The organism is Methanobrevibacter sp., from assembly GCF_045130115.1.
GTDB lineage: Archaea > Methanobacteriota > Methanobacteria > Methanobacteriales > Methanobacteriaceae > Methanocatella.
The window spans coordinates 1-17,335 of the sequence record NZ_JBGUPC010000005.1 but is presented as its reverse complement, the minus strand read 5'-3'; the positions used below and the strand labels follow the sequence as shown (position 1 = coordinate 17,335).

General features: G+C 36.2%; 19 protein-coding genes. 12 read left to right on the top strand and 7 right to left on the bottom strand.

Going from position 1 to position 17,335, the window contains the following annotated elements:
• A partial coding sequence (mcrB, locus tag ACJMML_RS00835) for a coenzyme-B sulfoethylthiotransferase subunit beta (RefSeq protein ID WP_405305543.1) occupies positions 1–1,212 on the bottom strand: 1,212 nt, incomplete at its 3' end.
• A 483-nt stretch (positions 1,213–1,695) separates the two neighbouring features.
• Between mcrB and mmp10 the strand changes: the two genes are divergently transcribed.
• The gene (gene mmp10 / locus ACJMML_RS00830) at positions 1,696–2,943 is read left to right on the top strand and encodes a methyl coenzyme M reductase-arginine methyltransferase Mmp10 (protein ID WP_405298069.1); all 1,248 of its coding nucleotides are present in this window, start codon (positions 1,696–1,698) and stop codon (positions 2,941–2,943) included.
• Between the two features lie 12 nt (positions 2,944–2,955).
• Here the strand turns inward: mmp10 and ACJMML_RS00825 are convergent, their stop codons facing one another.
• Together ACJMML_RS00825 and ACJMML_RS00820 are read right to left on the bottom strand one after the other, a co-directional pair.
• Positions 2,956–3,879 carry a methanogenesis marker 7 protein gene (locus ACJMML_RS00825; protein WP_405298068.1) on the bottom strand — a complete coding sequence of 308 codons (924 nt, stop codon included), beginning with the start codon at positions 3,877–3,879 and terminating at the stop codon, positions 2,956–2,958.
• Positions 3,880–3,932: 53 nt separating this feature from the next.
• Positions 3,933–4,451, bottom strand: coding sequence for a hypothetical protein (locus tag ACJMML_RS00820; protein WP_405305542.1), 519 nt, complete (start codon positions 4,449–4,451; stop codon positions 3,933–3,935).
• 39 nt (positions 4,452–4,490) lie between these two features.
• Between ACJMML_RS00820 and comB the strand changes: the two genes are divergently transcribed.
• The 5 genes from comB (at position 4,491) to ACJMML_RS00795 (ending at position 8,961) form a co-directional block, all read left to right on the top strand.
• Positions 4,491–5,177, top strand: a complete 687-nt coding sequence (gene comB, locus ACJMML_RS00815) for a 2-phosphosulfolactate phosphatase (RefSeq protein WP_405305541.1) — start codon at positions 4,491–4,493, stop codon at positions 5,175–5,177.
• 46 nt (positions 5,178–5,223) lie between these two features.
• Positions 5,224–6,393 carry a TraB/GumN family protein gene (locus ACJMML_RS00810; protein WP_296784407.1) on the top strand — a complete coding sequence of 390 codons (1,170 nt, stop codon included), beginning with the start codon at positions 5,224–5,226 and terminating at the stop codon, positions 6,391–6,393.
• Positions 6,394–6,458: 65 nt separating this feature from the next.
• The gene (locus ACJMML_RS00805) at positions 6,459–6,674 is read left to right on the top strand and encodes a DUF1922 domain-containing protein (protein ID WP_330026504.1); all 216 of its coding nucleotides are present in this window, start codon (positions 6,459–6,461) and stop codon (positions 6,672–6,674) included.
• 19 nt (positions 6,675–6,693) lie between these two features.
• Positions 6,694–8,013, top strand: coding sequence for a hemolysin family protein (locus ACJMML_RS00800; RefSeq protein ID WP_405305540.1), 1,320 nt, complete (start codon positions 6,694–6,696; stop codon positions 8,011–8,013).
• A gap of 3 nt (positions 8,014–8,016) precedes the next feature.
• Positions 8,017–8,961 (top strand): calcium/sodium antiporter, encoded by a 945-nt coding sequence (locus tag ACJMML_RS00795; protein ID WP_405305539.1) that lies wholly within the window; start codon positions 8,017–8,019, stop codon positions 8,959–8,961.
• On the opposite strand, the gene ACJMML_RS00790 is transcribed toward ACJMML_RS00795, so the two are convergent.
• Complete coding sequence (locus ACJMML_RS00790; protein WP_405305538.1) at positions 8,920–9,795, bottom strand: TIGR00269 family protein; 876 nt, start codon at positions 9,793–9,795, stop codon at positions 8,920–8,922. The two genes, ACJMML_RS00795 and ACJMML_RS00790, sit on opposite strands and share 42 nt — an antisense overlap.
• A 49-nt stretch (positions 9,796–9,844) precedes the next feature.
• Here ACJMML_RS00790 and ACJMML_RS00785 point away from each other — a divergent pair, with 49 nt between their 5' ends.
• Entirely contained in the window at positions 9,845–10,150 is a 306-nt protein-coding gene (locus ACJMML_RS00785) for an MTH1187 family thiamine-binding protein (RefSeq protein WP_405305537.1), read from the top strand.
• A gap of 38 nt (positions 10,151–10,188) precedes the next feature.
• Here ACJMML_RS00785 and ACJMML_RS00780 read toward each other — a convergent pair whose 3' ends face one another.
• On the bottom strand, positions 10,189–11,295 hold the full coding sequence (locus tag ACJMML_RS00780) for a DegT/DnrJ/EryC1/StrS family aminotransferase (RefSeq protein WP_405305536.1): 1,107 nt from the start codon (positions 11,293–11,295) through the stop codon (positions 10,189–10,191).
• A gap of 110 nt (positions 11,296–11,405) precedes the next feature.
• Positions 11,406–11,561, bottom strand: coding sequence for a hypothetical protein (locus ACJMML_RS00775; protein WP_405305535.1), 156 nt, complete (start codon positions 11,559–11,561; stop codon positions 11,406–11,408).
• Positions 11,562–11,850: 289 nt separating this feature from the next.
• Here ACJMML_RS00775 and ACJMML_RS00770 point away from each other — a divergent pair, with 289 nt between their 5' ends.
• The 5 genes from ACJMML_RS00770 to cofG all read left to right on the top strand — a co-directional run bounded on the left by ACJMML_RS00770 (position 11,851) and on the right by cofG (position 16,406).
• On the top strand, positions 11,851–13,014 hold the full coding sequence (locus ACJMML_RS00770) for a tRNA (guanine(10)-N(2))-dimethyltransferase (RefSeq protein ID WP_405305534.1): 1,164 nt from the start codon (positions 11,851–11,853) through the stop codon (positions 13,012–13,014).
• Between the two features lie 239 nt (positions 13,015–13,253).
• Positions 13,254–13,727 carry an Lrp/AsnC family transcriptional regulator gene (locus ACJMML_RS00765; RefSeq protein WP_405305533.1) on the top strand — a complete coding sequence of 158 codons (474 nt, stop codon included), beginning with the start codon at positions 13,254–13,256 and terminating at the stop codon, positions 13,725–13,727.
• A gap of 184 nt (positions 13,728–13,911) precedes the next feature.
• Positions 13,912–14,850: a GTP cyclohydrolase MptA gene (mptA, locus tag ACJMML_RS00760; RefSeq protein WP_405305532.1), complete on the top strand. Its 939-nt coding sequence runs from the start codon at positions 13,912–13,914 to the stop codon at positions 14,848–14,850.
• 12 nt (positions 14,851–14,862) lie between these two features.
• A complete protein-coding gene (locus tag ACJMML_RS00755; protein WP_405305531.1) occupies positions 14,863–15,303 on the top strand; it encodes a DUF2120 family protein in 441 nt (146 codons plus the stop codon).
• A 2-nt stretch (positions 15,304–15,305) separates the two neighbouring features.
• Positions 15,306–16,406: a 7,8-didemethyl-8-hydroxy-5-deazariboflavin synthase subunit CofG gene (gene cofG, locus ACJMML_RS00750; protein ID WP_405305530.1), complete on the top strand. Its 1,101-nt coding sequence runs from the start codon at positions 15,306–15,308 to the stop codon at positions 16,404–16,406.
• On the opposite strand, the gene ACJMML_RS00745 is transcribed toward cofG, so the two are convergent.
• Positions 16,384–17,112: a class I SAM-dependent methyltransferase gene (locus ACJMML_RS00745; RefSeq protein WP_405305529.1), complete on the bottom strand. Its 729-nt coding sequence runs from the start codon at positions 17,110–17,112 to the stop codon at positions 16,384–16,386. The genes cofG and ACJMML_RS00745 overlap by 23 nt on opposite strands.
• Positions 17,113–17,335 lie beyond the last annotated feature (223 nt).

The following is a 17,335-nucleotide window of genomic DNA, read 5'->3' as shown; positions in this document are numbered from 1 at the left end:
GAGTTGTGTTCCTGCATCTAAGGACATAGCAGCAGCTACACAAGGGATACAGAATCCTTTACTGTGTCTGGTTACAACGTGGTTACCATTGAAGAGACCAGGACCTCCACCACCGTAAATGGAGTGACTGAAGAAGGAGAATCCTACAGCTACACCTTCTGCTCTACCATAGTCTAAACCAGGTAAACCAGTAGCGAATTCAAGGTTGTCGTTGAAGTATAATAAAGTAGATGGAATACCTTGAGCAGCACGAGCTGCACCTACGTTAACCATAGTTGCTGCAACAGCACCAGCAGCAGCATATGCGTTCCATTTAGCTGCGTCGTCAGTGTTGTAAATAGCGAAATCGGTTAATTGTTCTTGAGGAGCAATAATTCCGTCAGCTTCTGCACGAGCAATAGTTGCTTGTACAATACTACCAACAGTACCGTCTGCGTTTTCTTTAACCATATCATATACTAAGTTATCAGCGTTTAAACCTTGGTAAGCTAAACCTAATAAGTGTAATCTTTCAAATGAACCTAATGCATCAGCCATTTCAAACATTGCAGTTTGTTCGAAGATTGCTGCTAATGCAGTAGCTTGGAAAGTGTTTTTCAATGTAGCAGCAGCGAAGTCGTTTGCTTTTACATTTCTTAAACCGTAACCTGCACCTTCGAGCTTTTGTGGAATGTCTAACATGGTTGCTATGTTGGATCCTTTGTAGTCTACAGATTGTGGGTATCTACCTAATACAGCAGCTTTTACGAAGTTTGCATCGTAAATGTCCACACCACAAACGTCAATAACAGATTGTACTAAAGCGGAAGCACTTGATAATGGAGCTGTGGAATATTCAGCAGCAACATCAATTCTTCTAGTTGGTACTTGTACTAATAACCTTTTTCCTCCGGAAATAGGTGTTACAACAGTATCATCGTCTGCAGAAATTTGGATAATTTCTTTCATTTTGTCCGCAATTGCTTCTGCATTATCTACAATAGCGAGATCTAATTCTCTACCTAAGATTCTAGATTTGTCTCCACCAACAGATGCTGTTTTAACAGATTTTTCGAGTCCTTCTAAGTTTACTGCAACAGTTCTTTTTACACCTTTAACGATGCTTTGAATTGCAGGGTTTCTTAATGGACTGATAGCTTCGATTGGTACGTCAGATGCAATTTCATTGCCTCTATCATCGAATAAATCGATTTTATCATCAAACTTTGCCATTTTTTCCCTCCTAAATAAATAGAGTTTAACTAATATACCACTCTCAATGGCGAATTTTTTCCGCCAAATTGAGTTGAGCTACAAAGCAAGTTTTTGCAATAGCCAGCCATATGGTATACAAATTTTATTTTATAAAAGATATAATATAAAGATTACCTATGAAATATTTTAGAAAAGTTTATAAAGTATAATAAAAGATTTTTCATTTAAGAAAAAATTACTCAAAAGTAATACTTTTGATTATTAATTAAAACTATTTTTTTTAGAAAATTTTAGAAATTTTTAAATTAATTAATAATTAAACTAAAATATTAATCTTTTGATACATATAAATCGATTAAAATCTTTATTTTTAAAAATTAAAGGAAATAAAAAATTATTACTTTCAAGGTTCATAGTAATAAATAATACTAAAAGTAATACAAAAATTTTTTCAAAAAAATCATGAAATTTATAAATAAAATGAAAATAAAATAAACTAACATGCAACTTGTAGCAGATGTTGGAGGAATACCTGGAAGGGATTGTAACGGTTTTTGCAAATACTGTTACTTCAGAAAGGTAAAGGACATGAAAAGTTTCGGATGTGCACACTGCCTACCGAATAAAATAGGGTGTGAAAGATGCAGCAAAGGCGTTTCCGAAACCCAAGGAGATTTTAAGTCCCCCTTTGAAGTTATCAACCAGGTTCAAACCGCAATGATGATGGGAATGCCTCAAGGAGAAGTAAGCGCATACATCAGCGGCGGAGGAGACATAAGCTGCTACCCTCATCTTGAAACCTTAACAGCCAACCTAAACCAGTTCTCAATATCTTCAGTATTGGGATACACCTGCGGCAAAGGCATAAGCGACTCCGAAATGGCTACAAGACTAATCAACAATGGAGTCAATGAAGTTTCATTTACCGTTTTTTCAACAGACCCCCAGCTTCGAAAGGAATGGGTAAAAGACCCTAACCCTGAAGAGGCCCTTAAAGCCTGCCAGATATTTTGTGAAAACATTAAGCTAACCGGTGCGGCAGTAATCATTCCTGGAGTTAATGACGGCGATGTGTTAAGGCAAACCTGCAACTCCCTTGAGGAATGGGGCGCAAAGGGAATGCTTTTGATGAGATTTGCCAACACATTCAACGAAGGACTGATTCTTGGCAATGAGCCTATCATAAAAGGCATTGAATCACAGCCTGTTGAAGACTTTGGCGAGCTTGTAAGGCAAATCAATTCAGAATACAAGTTCAGAGTCAGCGGAACCCCAATATGTGATCCTGAAACAGGAGGACCATTTGCAATCGCAAAAGATGAAAACGAAGTGTTCCTGCAATTCATAAAACCAATTACCGGCGAGGCAACAATCATTACCTCAAAAATAGCTGAACCCTACATCAGCAAGATCTTTGACAAGATTGACGTCGAAAACAATGTAAATGTCGTTGCTGTTGAAAAGGAAATTGCATGTCTGATTACAAAAGAGGATTTGGAGCAGCTTGATCTATCCGAAATCCAGGATTCCGTCATAATTCCCGGAAGATCTTTTGTTCACCAGCTTGATGCCGAAAGAATCCTGAGTGCAGACGGTGTTGACAGACTCATCGGCCGTGGTCCTGACACCCTGACAGTGGACGGAGAACTGAGCATTGACATGACTGATGAAAATGTCATAGAAAGGGAACTGGAACAGTTCAACGATTTGGTTGATGCAGTCAACTTCTTTGGTATGAGAAGAATTTAAAAAAAAAGAGAGTTAGTCAGAATCCTCAACAAGAGAACTCTCACTATTAATTTTCACCAAGATATAATCATACATTTTTGATTTTTTAATCTCGGCAATTTCTGATAACTTCTTGCCGTCAATGACAACGTTTCCGATGTCTTCGGCATAGGTGTCATAATTCAATTTTACACGTACACCATTAAGCTGTGAAGTTACCGGTGCCGGAGAAATAACATCCTTGATTTCTCTAATCTGATTTTCAATTGCATTTTTTACAACGATGGATGGCACTAATGGTGGATCAAGAGTCATCTCACGTTTCTTGTCACTTAAAATCTGTTCGATAGTTTCAACTAGCTTATCAAGTGCACGAATGTCCGGACCTCTTCTGAGCCTTCTTGGTATTCTTCCAAGGCCTCCAACATATGCATCAGCACCTGGAAGCTCACTGACATCGATTTCAGGCGCCCCTGTCACAATTACAGGTATGTCAATATTATCATAAAGGAAAGCCTTTTCCTTGATGCAGTTTTCAAAGCTGCCTAAAGCAAAAATGGCAATGTCATGCTCTTCAATCAAATCACGTTCCTCTTCAGTGATTCCTGAAGTTCCTTTGCCGTCTCCCCTTGCAAGACCAATCATATTATCCTTTGCACCATATTCACGCAAATACTCGGAAATGTCACATGCAGCGTGAGGTAAATGATGCCTTGCAAGTGTTGGTGAGACAATAGCTATTTCAGAACCTGCCATAGGAGCAACAGATAACTTTGCCAATAACTCTTTGGATTTTTCTTCAATCTTGTCAACATCTTCCAGAGGAACAGCCATGTTCAAGACCAGTTCCATCTGTTGAATGCTGTCCTGAAGAATAAATCCTCCCAAATCTTCAATAAGTTCTCTTATCTCTTCACTTTTGTGAACTCCACCAGTAAATATCAATGTTTCATACATCTCTAACACTCTCAAAAAATGCAATTGTGATAAATAGATTTATAATTTATATATTATATTAAATTTTCTAAAATGCCATATCTCAATTCTGCCTTATCAAAGGGATTTTTGGAAACTGAATTATGTGACGGGATTTCAACAGTGTTTTCGGTTTCTATGACATTATCCTTTAAATAATCTGGATATATCACATAATCAAAGCCATCAGTAACGATATTGAAACCTACATCTGAAACTATGTCCTTTAAAAATTCAGAATATACCTTTACATTCACATCCCTTTTGAAATCCGAATTCAGGTATTTCATGCAAAGTTCATAATCATCAAAATAGGACAATATTTCCTCATCGCTCTGTTCATTGCCTGCAAGGCCAGAAATCTTTTTGATGCTTTCAAAAATCTGTGTGGAGGTATTGATTTTGATTTGAATTGCATCCATTTCAACTCTGCTTTCTGAAAGCAGAACTGCCAAATCCCCCTCACCTTTTTGGGGAAACTTGTTTACGGCATAATCTTTGATGCCTGCAAGCCTTACGATTTCTTCACACATTGGGGTTGTGACTATCTTCATGAATATTATTTATATAATTATTTCAATATAAATTACTTCATGAAGGTGACATTGAGTTTTGAGGAAAGTTCAAGCAGTGACGTTTCCATCATGGTTGACGCCCTGAGGGCAAGCACAACAATAACACTGGCGTTGAACAATTTCAAAAGGATAATTCCATGTTTTACTCCCGAAGAGGCTTTGGACTTGAAGGAAAAGGTTGGGGGAACCCTTGCAGGCGAGCGAAACGGAAAGCAAATTGAAGGTTTTGATATTGGAAACAGCCCTTCTGCCATAAAGGATTTTAAAGCTTCTGAAGACACCCTGATTCTAACAACTACCAACGGAACCAGAATCCTTGAAAAAATGAACTCAAAAGTGCTGGTGGGTTCAATGGTCAATGCTGAATCCGCCGGGAAAAAAAGTATTCAGTTAGCAACCGATCATATTGATGTAGTCATGGCCGGAGTGAAAGGAAAATTTGCAATCGAAGATTATCTGGCCGCAGGCGAGATTTTGTACTGGATAAGTGAGAATCTGGAAGAATGCGAGTTGAGCGAATATGCACAAACTGCAATTTTAGCAACCAGAGACTATGAATTGGCAAAGGAAGCATTTCTAAATTCAAGAACTGCCAAAAGACTGACTGAACTCGGTTACAGGGATGATGTTGAGCTGTCAGTGATGAGAAACATAACGGACAATGTTGCCATATATCAAGATAATGAATTAACTTTATATATTTAAATTTCATAATATTATTAGATAATTAAATTTACAAAGAAGTGTTTTTTTGAAAAGAGAATGTTTAAAAATTATAGGTACTGCTCACGTATCACAGGAAAGTGTTGAAGAAGTGAAGGATGCAATCTACGAACACCAACCTGACGTGGTTGCTATCGAGCTTGACAGAGGTCGATACACCAAATTAAAACAGGAAATGATGGGTATTGAACAGGATGATACCATATCAGTTACTAAAATCATCAAAGAAAACAAGGTAGGATTATTTTTCACAACCACACTTTTAAGCTACTTCCAATCCAAGGTTGGGGCGGATCTGGATGTTGCACCAGGTTCAGAAATGATTGGTGCCATCGAAGCCAGTGAGGATTTGGGAATCCCAATTGCCCTAATCGACAGAGACATCAGCATTACCCTTCAAAGGGCCCTGAATAAGATGGGCTTTATGGAAAAGGCCAAATTCATGGTTAGCCTGATAGCTTCCGCTTTCGGATATGGTGATGATGAGGAAGTCGATGTGGAGGAGCTTAAAAATCCTGACAACCTGGATGAACTAATGGAAATGTTTAAGGATGAAGCCCCTAGCGTCCACGAAGTACTTGTTCATGAAAGGGACGCATACCTGGCGGGAAGCATAATGAGAATCCCACAGGACCACGTCATTGCAGTTGTCGGAGCAGGACACAAGCCTGGAATCGAAAGATACTTGGACAACCCTGAAACATTGCCAAATTTAAGGGATTTGGAAGTAATCAAGGAAAAAAATGGAATTCCATGGGCAAAAATAATTTTGGCATTGATTCCTATTTTGTTTGTTGTGATATTTTTTCTGGCATATTTTAGCGGGATAAACATCACAGGGAACCTCTATGAGTTCATTGTCATCAGCATGCTTATGGGATTTATCGGATCAATCCTTTCAGGGTCTAAAATCCAGTCCGCAATTGTTGGAGGAGTGGTTGCTCCACTGACCATCATACACCCATTGCTTGCAGCAGGATGGTTTTCAGGATTGTGTGAAGCCAAGTTCAGAAAAGTAAGACAAAGCGACATCAAGAATCTCGCTCATATTGAAAGTTTTAAGGACCTATGGCACAATAACATATTCAGAATACTGCTGGTAGTCATTGGAACTAACCTTGGAGTCAGCATTGCGACCTTGGTAATTTTGCCTTCCAAAGTTTTCATACCATTATTCATGAAAATATTCGGGATGTAATAATTAATTTTAAATAATATATTGATAATAATATAATTACTATTGATTTTATAAATGGAAAGACCATGTATTTAATATTTCGTTGTGACTGTGGAAGAGCATTATATGCAAAGGAAGGAGTTGCTACACGCAAATGCGTATGCGGAAAGACCTTGAAAGTTAAATCAAGACGTATTTTCCAAAAGGTAGCCACAAGAGAAGAAGCTTCCGAAGCAGTTCAGGAAATGCAAGACAAAATATATGGAAACACTGGCTTTATGAGAGCCAGCGAACTAAAATAGTTTTAATGGTTTGTTAAAAATGATTGGGACGACACTCAAAATAATTATTATATTAGTTTTAATAATTTTTACTGGATACTTATCAATGGCCGAACTTGCCGTCGTATCCATTAGAAAGGCAAAAATGCAGAAATACTTGGAAGAAGGAAACAAAAACGCTCAAATTGTTTTTGATTTATTAGAAGATCCTAATGAATTCTTATCAACAGTGCAAATTGGAATTTCATTAATCGGCGTTTTGACAGGTGCATTTGGTGGAGTAACATTAGCTGATCCACTAGCCCAGTATATTTCATTTATACCATATAGCGGTCCTGTAAGTGTTGCTATAGTCGTTATTGTCACCACATACCTGACATTAGTCATTGGAGAGATTGTGCCAAAGGTCATTGCATTGAATGACCCTGAAAGAATTGCCCTGAAAGTTGCAAAAAGCATGGTGGTTCTTGAAAAGGTTTCAAAGCCTGTGAGTTTCATTTTAGCCAAATCAAGCCGTTTTCTTTTATGGTTGATGAGAATTGAAGATAAAAGTGAAGATGTTGTAACCGAAGAAGAAATCGAACTTATGATTAAGGAAGGAAGAGAAGACGGAACCATTGAAAAAGAGGAAGAGGACATCATCAAAAGGGTTTTCAAACTTGATGACCAAAAAGTCGAAAGCATAATGACTCCTAGAAACGAGATAATCTGGATTGATTTGGAGGATGACAGGGAAATCAATAAGATAAAAATTATCGAAAGTAAAAGGTCAATTTTCCCTATAGCATCCGGAGAACTTGATGATTTCATTGGAGTCGTTCAGGCAAAGGACATCCTCTCAGCAATGTTTACTGATGATGAATTTGATGTTCACAAAATCGTGAAGGAACCATTAGTGGTTTCCGAGCATCTTGAAACATTGGAACTGCTTAAGGAATTTAAGGAAAATCAGGAATATGTCCACATGTCACTTGTGGTTGATGAATTTGGAAGTGTAGAAGGATTAATCACATTGAACGATTTGCTTGAAGGAATTGTAGGGGACATTCCTGGAATTGATGAGGAAGATGAGCCTGAAGCGATTCAAAGAGCAGACGGCACATGGCTTATCGACGGAAGATATCCTATTAATAAATTTAAGGAATTATTTGACTTTAAAGATTCATTACCTGATGAAGAAGAAGATAACTATACCACATTGGCAGGTTTCATACTAAGCATAAGCGGTACAATTCCTGATGAGGAAGACACATTTGAATGTGGAAGGTTCATCTTTGAAATTATAGATATGGACGGCCATCAAATCGATAAGGTTATCGTTACTGACTTGGGGCCTGAAGAAGAAATTAATGAGGAATAGAACATGGATACATCAATAATAATACAAGTTGTTTTATTACTTGTAGGATTTGTATTTTTGATTAAAGGATCTGACTTTTTTGTTGATGGGGCCAGCAGTATCGCTTCTCTTTTAAAGATACCTACAATCATTGTTGGTTTGACAATTGTAGCATTGGGAACAAGCGCTCCCGAAGCAGCAGTTTCCATTACTTCATCCATTACTGGAAGCAATGCAATGGCTGTGAGTAACGTAATTGGAAGCAATCTGTTTAATATACTAATGGTTATTGGTATTGCTGCACTTTTAAGTGAACTATTAATGGAAAAAAAGGTTCTTGATAAAGATTTGCCCTTCCTTGTAGGAATTACCATATTATGGGCGGTTTTCATCATAATAGGATGGGACATAACAAACATTGAAGGAATAATTTTACTTGTCATCATGATTGCATATATTGCATATCTTGTTTATGACACTAGAAAATCCGGAGGAGCAAGTGATGTCGAAAAACCAAAATACAGTCTCCCATACAGCATTGTTTTCATACTTGTAGGACTTGCAGGTATCATAATTGGTGGAGATTTGGTTGTAGACAGCGCTTCAGCTATAGCAATAGCATTCGGAATGAGTGAAACATTGGTAGGTTTAACCATTGTGGCAATCGGTACCTCTTTACCTGAACTTGTGACCTCACTTACCGCTTTAAAGAAAGGGGAAAACCAGTTGGTCATAGGTAATGTAATAGGCTCAAACATATTTAACATATTGTTCGTACTTGGTGCAAGCAGTGCAATAAGTGCAATACCTCTTGACTCAAGTATGCTCATTGACGTCCTGTTCATGTTATTTGTTACCATATTATGTTTCGTATTCGGCAAGACACAGGACAAATATGACAAAAAAGAGGGAGCTATTCTAGTTGCTTTATTTGTAATCTATATGGCTTTCGCAATTCTGAGAAATTAAATCTTTTAACTCACAGGCCTTGCAAATGTTAGAGGAAGTCGGCTCACCGCAGACCTCACATTCATTAAGGCTTGGAGTTACATCATTTTCAAACATTAAAATCTGTTTAAATGACTCCATCACATTATTTTTTACACCAGGATAATTGTCTTCACTTACATTTAAAAATTCCTTGATTTTAGCCCTTAGGGACAGATGGGAATACGGACACTCATCCAGATGAATATCAATATTGTTTATTACAGCCCACATTCCAACTTCCTTTTCCGGGGTGTTCCACAACGGCTTGATTCTTGGAACTAGTTTGGGATGGATCACGTCAAGTTCCGGACCGAATTTGGAAAATTTGATGGTATCCCCACGAGCAAAACTCATTAAAAAAGACTGTATTTCATCATCAAGATTATGGCCAGTAGCTATTTTATCTGCACCCAACTCATATGCAGTTTTATTCAAAATATTTCTTCTGAATACTCCGCATGGAATGCAAGCACTTTTAAAATCAGAATAAATGTCATCCAAGGCAAAACCCTCTTCAGCTTTGAATGACTTTTGGACGAGCTTTACGTTCAAATCACTGGCATTTCTGACAGCCGAATCAATACCATGCTGCCTGTATCCTTCAATGCCCTCATCAACGCTGACTGCAACCAAATCAAAATCCAGAAATTTCTGATAATTCTTCAAGGCATGCAAAGTCAATACACTATCCTTACCACCAGACAATGCAACAGCTATCAATTCGCCTTCTTTTATTAACTCATAATCACGAATCAGGTTATTGATTCTTGTAAAAATCATTTCATTAAATTCGTCTTTGTCTAACTTAACCATTACTAAATTAATTTATAATAAGATAAATAAATAGGTTATAGGTGAAAAAATGATAACTTGTGATTTTGCAATATTACCAGTAGGAACCGAAACTACTGAATGTAAGGATTATGTAACTGCCGCAGTACAGTCAATTAAAGATTCCGGACTTAACTACCAATTAACCGGTATGGGAACACAAATAGAAGCGGAAAGTCTTGAAGAGTTATACTCTGCAATAGCTACCGCTCAAGAGGCCATTTTTGAACTTGGAATCGGCAGAGTGTATACCGTCATAAAAGTTGATGACAGAAGAGATTTAGAAAACAGGACTTTGGATGCAAAAGTAGATACAGTGAACGAAATGTTGAAATAAGAGAATTGATTTAAAAAAAAAGAGATAAAAGTTAGAATTTAATCTAACTCATTAGAAGCAGTTTTTACTGCATCAATAACAGCATCCAAATCTTCTTGGGTTAATGATGGATGGACAGGCAGGGAAATTACATTATCAGCTGCAAGTTCTGCATTCTGACAATATCCTTCAAAGCCTAAAGTCCTATAGATTGGTTGATTATATAATGGAATTGGATAGTGAATTCCGGTTCCAACACCACAATCATTAATTATGTCAACCCAATCATCACGGTCCCCTTTTTCAACCATGATTGTGTATTGATGGTATACATGTTTGGATCCTTCAGCACAATACGGAGTGATAACCCCATCAACATCTTTTAGACCTTCATTCAAGTATGCTGCATTGGCAATCCTTTTATCATTGAACTCATCAATTTTTTTCAATTGCGCAAGGCCAATCGCTGCAGAAATATCTGTCATTCTAAAGTTGTAACCAATTGCATTGTGGTGATATCTCATTGTTGCCCCATGCGCCCTGAACATTCTTGCGCTGTCAGCCAACTCTTCATCATCAGTGGTGATAATTCCTCCCTCAGAGGTAGTCATATTTTTTGTTGGGTAAAAACTAAAACAGGACATGTCCCCAATACTTCCAACCTTTTGACCATTGAAAGTTGCTCCATGGGCTTGTGCAGCGTCTTCAATGACGATTAATCCATATTTTTCAGCTATCCTATTGATTCTATCCATATCGGCAGCTTGACCATATAACTGGACAGGCATGATGGCCTTAGTATTTTCAGTTATTAAATCTTCAATTGAATCCGGATTTAAAGTGTAAGTTTTTAAATCTATGTCTGCAAATACAGGCTTTGCACCAGTATATACAATTGAATTCCCACTAGCAATGAATGTGAATGGAGTTGTTATTACCTCATCTCCCGGGCCAATGTCACATGAAAGCAATGCAACATGTAACGCTGCAGTTCCGGAATTGACAGCAATACCATATTCTGCTCCAACCCAATCAGCAAATTCCTGCTCAAATTCCTCAACTTTTGGACCTTGAGCAATCATTCCTGATTTCAATACTTCAACTACATTTTCAATTTCTTCTTCACCAATTATTGGTTTAGCAATGGGAACTTTAATATCTGACAAAATTATCACCAATTTAATTAAATTATCATGTTAATATTTAAATAAAATTTAAAATATTACTTACACATTTCAAGTAATAAAAGTTATTACTAATCAAATGCTCGCTCTATTTAGATATATATTGTGTTATGATATATTAATCTATCATATGGGGGAGTATAACAATGAGTAAAAATTGATAATACTCCATATTCAACAAGATGTGAAGTTGTTGAAATTGAAGAGATGAAGTATGTTCCCTTCATGCTTCCACGGTCTTTGCTCATGTTGTATATTTATGCCAATTGGCATTATGTAAATTTTTTAAGGCTTTGTAGAAATCATTATTTTTATTGTATTTGAGCTGATTTGCACAAATTGTAAATTGTGTTTTTAAGATTTTGTGAAATAGCTTAAATTCTGATAATTTGAACACACTCTGAAAAAAAAGTTATTAATACTACAAACCACGGATATAAGGCCTAGAAAGAAAAGTATGAGATATTTCCAATGGGATTATTTAAATATAATAATATTGAAATATAGTTATTAAAAAAAAACTAAGAGTGAGAAGTAATGGACGAATATAAAATAGTTAGTATCGAAGAGGGATTGACAAAAATCGAATTTCCCGAATACGAAAAGGTTTCATCAGCTGCACCCGTATTTTACAATCCTCATATGGAACTGAATAGAGACTTATCTATTCTTGCAATACAAACATTTCAAAAAGAACAAGACCGTGAAATAAACATTTGCGATTTGTTTGGAGGAAGTGGAATCAGAGGCGTGAGATATAAAAATGAGATTGATGGTGTCGGCGAGGTTTCAATCAATGACATAAGCGAAACAGCGAATCATTATGAAAGGCACAACATTGAACTGAACAACTTAAATGATGTTCATGTATACCAGCATGACGCCAGCATGTTCTTGAGGATGAAACGTGGAGAATTCGATGTCATCGACATAGATCCATTCGGCACACCCTCACCATTTCTAGACTCTGCAGGATATTGTGCTAGAAGAAACTCACTGATGTGCGTTACCGCAACCGATACATCAGCATTGTGCGGAACATACGAAGAACCCTGCATCCGAAAATACAATTCAAAACCTTATAAAAGCGAATACTGCCATGAAACAGGAATCAGAATATTGGCCGGTTTTGTTGCACTCACTCTTTCAAAATACGCCAAATTAATTGAAGTGAAAATGTCACACAGCACTGAACATTACATGAGATTATACCTTGAAATTAAAAAAGGTTCAAAAAGGACTGACGAATCCCTGAAAAACATTGGGTATATCAGCTATTGTAAGCACTGCCTGCACAGGCAAACCGGCAACGGACTGGCCAGCCCAATTGATGATGTTTGCCCTATCTGCGGTGAAAAGTTAGTTCATGCAGGACCATTATGGCTGGGAAAAATTCAGGATGGTGAATTTATCCAAAAAATGATTGACGAAGCAGATAATAAGAAAATCAACAGTGAAAAAGAGGCATTAAAGCTATTGAACAAATGCCTTGTGGAATGTGATGCTCCTGCAACATTTTATGACGTTCACAGCATATGCAAATCATTGAAAATCAGTGCACCTAAATTTGAACTTATATTAAATGAACTTGAAAATGAAGGTTTCAAAGCCATAAGAACCCATTTTAACCCAATTGGCATTAAAAGTGATGCAGGAATTGAAAAAATTAAAAATATTCTGATTAAGTTAAATGATATTTAGATAAATTTTAAAATCATATATTTATAACATGAAAAATCCAACATAATTACTCTTTCAATCAAATTTTATAAAAAGGAATAATGTAAAAATTTCTATATAATTATTGTTTAATAAATATTGATAAAAAATTAAAAAAATAGACAAGTTTTATATATTATAAAAACACTATTATAAATTATATGGTTAATCTACAAATTAGCCGAATATTTTAAAAATAATATAATAGGGAGATATAAACGGTGAAAACTAAAGATAATATAGTAAAACTTGATGATACTGACATCAACATCTTAAAAATTATTAATGAGGATGTAAGAACTTCTTACAGACAAATATCACGCAGTTTAGATGTTTCTGTTGGAACTGTTCACAACCGTATTGACAAAATGGTGAAATCTGGAGTAATTAAAAAATTCTCACCAGTCATTGACCATGAAAAGTTAGGTTTCGTTTTAACCACCATTATCGGCGTGAGAGTTAAAGGCGGAAAACTTAAAAATTGGGAAGAAAAAACCTTCTTTAACAAAAATGTTGTTGGAATTTACGATGTAACTGGAGAATACGACGCATTCTTAATTGCCAAATTCAGAAACACCAATGAACTAAACGCATTCATTAAAGAATTATTAAAAGACCCAATTATAGAAAGAACATATACTCAAACTGTTCTTGATGTTATTAAAGAAGATATGGGATCATCCAATATCTTATAATTTTGTTTAAAAAAAAGTGGTTTAAACTAAACTACTTTTAACTATTTCTTATTCTTTTTTTGTAAAAAATTTTTTTCAATGCAATAAAAATATTACTATACAGGCCTAATTTTTATTAAGTATTTAAATAAAAAGAGTTACAAATATTATAATATTTAAATTAATTTAAATAGAGGTTATAAAATTGGCAGTTTGCTTACCCGATACTCAGGACGATACTCCAAATATACCTATAAAACTAACAAGAGTAGGTGTAACTGGAGTAAAAAAATTATTACAACTTAAAAGAACAAATAAAAGACCTATAATACTAGTACCTACCTTTGATGCATTTGTAGATTTACCAAGTGATCAAAAAGGAGTACATATGTCCAGGAACCCGGAAGCCATTAGTGAAGTCCTCGAAGATGTAGCTAAAGACTCTACCGTAGACGTTGAATCATTATGTGCAAAAATTGTTGACAGAATGATGACTAAACACGAATATGCAGAACGTGTTGAAATATCAATGACAACTGATTTTATGTTCATGAAAGAATCTCCTGTTACCAAGAACAAGACCCAGGAAATGGCCCATCTAAAAGCCAAAGCCATTGGGTTAAGAGACAAAAACGGTAACGTAGATATTAGAAAAAGCATAGGTGCAGAACTTATTGGAATGACAGTGTGTCCATGTGCACAGGAATCTGTCAGAGAATCAGACAAGACAAAACTATTAGAATTTTTAGATGAGGAAACAACTCAAAAAGTTCTAGATACTGTTACTTTCGCTTCACACAATCAAAGGGGAATTGGAACATTACTGATAGAAGTTCCTGAAGACAAGTATGTCAAAGCGGAAGATTTGATTGAAATCATTGAAACTTCAATGAGTTCTCCAGTATGTGAATTACTCAAGAGACCTGATGAAAACGCAACAGTGCTGAACGCACACAGAAATCCTGTTTTCGTTGAAGATTGCGTTAGAAACATGATGGAAAAAATCGCTAAAAAATATTCTGATTTCCCAGATGATACACTAATTACAGCACGTCAAGAAAATCAAGAAAGTATCCACAGACACAATGCTTACGCAGAAAAAGTAACAACCCTTGGGGAGTTAAAAGAAGAATTGAATATCTAAGGATATGATTTGATGAAAAAGACTTATGAACTTGCAGGTCAGGTAATGGGATTTTTCGATGCCTTTAAAGGTTCAAGACCTGCAATAGATAACGAAAGGATATTGATTGTTAGAGGCAGATCCAGAAAAGTTCTGCCCCTCGACGAATTCGAATCAAAGCTTGCAGAAATTGGCGAAATTCTAGGCGGAACTGAATTGGATGCCACATCTGAAAAAATTTCAGAAATTCTTGAAGTGGGAGATAAAAACATCAAAAGAAGCGAAAACGTTACAAGCGATGTCGACAGCAAGGGATTCATGAGAATGAAAGAGGAACTGGAATCCATGGGTCTTGTTGTTGAATACAAAGTGTTTGAACTTCCAAACTTTGATGTTATTATTGCAATTTGGGAAGACAAAAATGAAATCCCTCCGCTTTATGTGGAAGTTACCGTTTCTGAACGTGAAGATTAAACATGACAACAAATTTAACTAAAGAGGATATTCTCCAAATATTAAATGCTACTGATAGTGAAATCCTTAAATACATGTCAAAAACAGTTCAATATAGGGAGAATAATCTTATTACTTATTCTAAAAATATTTTCATACCATTGACTGAAATCTGCAGAAATGACTGCGGATATTGTAATTTTAAAAAGCATCCTGATGATCCAGATGTGATTCTTTTAAAAAGCAAAGAGGAAGTCTTAAATGATTTGAAAGAAGCTGAAAAATATGGGTGCAAGGAAGCCTTGTTTACATTCGGCGAAGATGCTGATGAAGAAGAGGCCGTTCGTTTAAAATTGGCTGAATATGGCTATGAAAGAATGGTCGATTATGTCGTCGACATCTGTCAGATGACATTGGATGAAACTTCTCTTCTGCCACATACAAACGGCGGAAATTACTCTTATGAAGATTTGAAAAGGCTTAAAGAGGTCAATGCTTCAATGGGATTGATGCTTGAAAATTCATCTTCAAGACTGATGGAACTGCCTGCCCACAATAAAAGTCCGGGCAAAGATCCGAAAATCAGATTGGAAACCATAGAAAATGCAGGAAAACTTAAGATTCCATACACAACAGGAATCCTGATTGGAATTGGCGAAACCCATGAAGAAGTGGCCGAATCCCTGCTTGCCATAAGAGACCTGTATGACAAGTATGGCCATATACAGGAAGTCATCATTCAAAATTTCACACCTATACCTGGGATTGAAATGGAAGATTGGCCAGAACCAAGCTTTTTGGACATGATTAGAACTGTTACCGCAGCCAGATTGTTATTTAAAGATACAGACGTCAGTATTCAAGTTCCTCCTAATCTGAACAATGATACTGCACAGGTATTCCTACTGTGCGGTGCTGATGATTGGGGCGGCGTTTCACCGATAAGTCCGGATTACGTTAATATCACATCCCCATGGCCTGGAATCGATGAGCTTAGAAAACTGACTGAAGATGATGGCTTTGAACTAATTGAAAGGCTATGCGTATATGACAAATACGTCAACAAAGAATGGCTGAATGACAAATTGTTAGAAAAGATCTCTAATCTATCCGGACATCAATAACAACATGCCATACTCCCGGAGAGTATTTTTTTACTTTATTTATTTTCAATAACTCAACATCACGGTCGCCAGCTTCAGAAATGATTCTTTCAATCGGCCGAGTATTCATTAACTTTTCGGGAACCGTTTCATGATAATGAAGAATTCCCCCTTCATTTAAACTGCCAATGGCCACTTTCAGGTAATGATGAGTTGTCTTGACATAACCCATTATAATCCTGTCAGCCTTGAAATTGGGAGTGACATCCTTACAGTCCCCCAAAACCGGAGTGATGTTATCCAATTTATTCAGTTTGACATTTTCGCAAAGGAAATGAAATGAATTGGGATTGATTTCAATTGCGATGACTTCACGGGCGTTTGCATGAACGCCGATTGGAATGGAAAAATAGCCTATGCCCGCAAACATGTCGATTACCGTTTCCCCATCTTCCACCAATTTGGCAATCCTTAATCTTTCGTTGTTGTTTCCTTTTGACCACATTACCTTTGACAAGTCCAATTTAAACAGACAACCATTTTCCTTATTGATTGTTTCAGTTTCGCTGCCGTAAAGAACCTTATAAACCGGCTCTCTTTTAGTTCCCTGAATATGGTCTATCTTCATGATGGTTTTAACATGATGCCTTTTAGATAACTCTTCAAAATCATCACCAGGATAATCATTATCCAATATCAGGATATCTCCAATTTTTTTATATTTCATCTACACCCTCACAAAAGAAAAGTTTATATATGCAAATAGTTAATATTAATATTGTTAGTTTATACTAATTATTGATTCTGATTTTAAATAAAATTAATCGCTAGATTAGTTTATATTTTGTTAAATTAACCTATGAGTAGTTGAAATTAGATATTTTAAATACTTATATGAGGTGTATTTAAATGGATGATAAAATACTAGAAGGTACAACAACCGTTGGAAT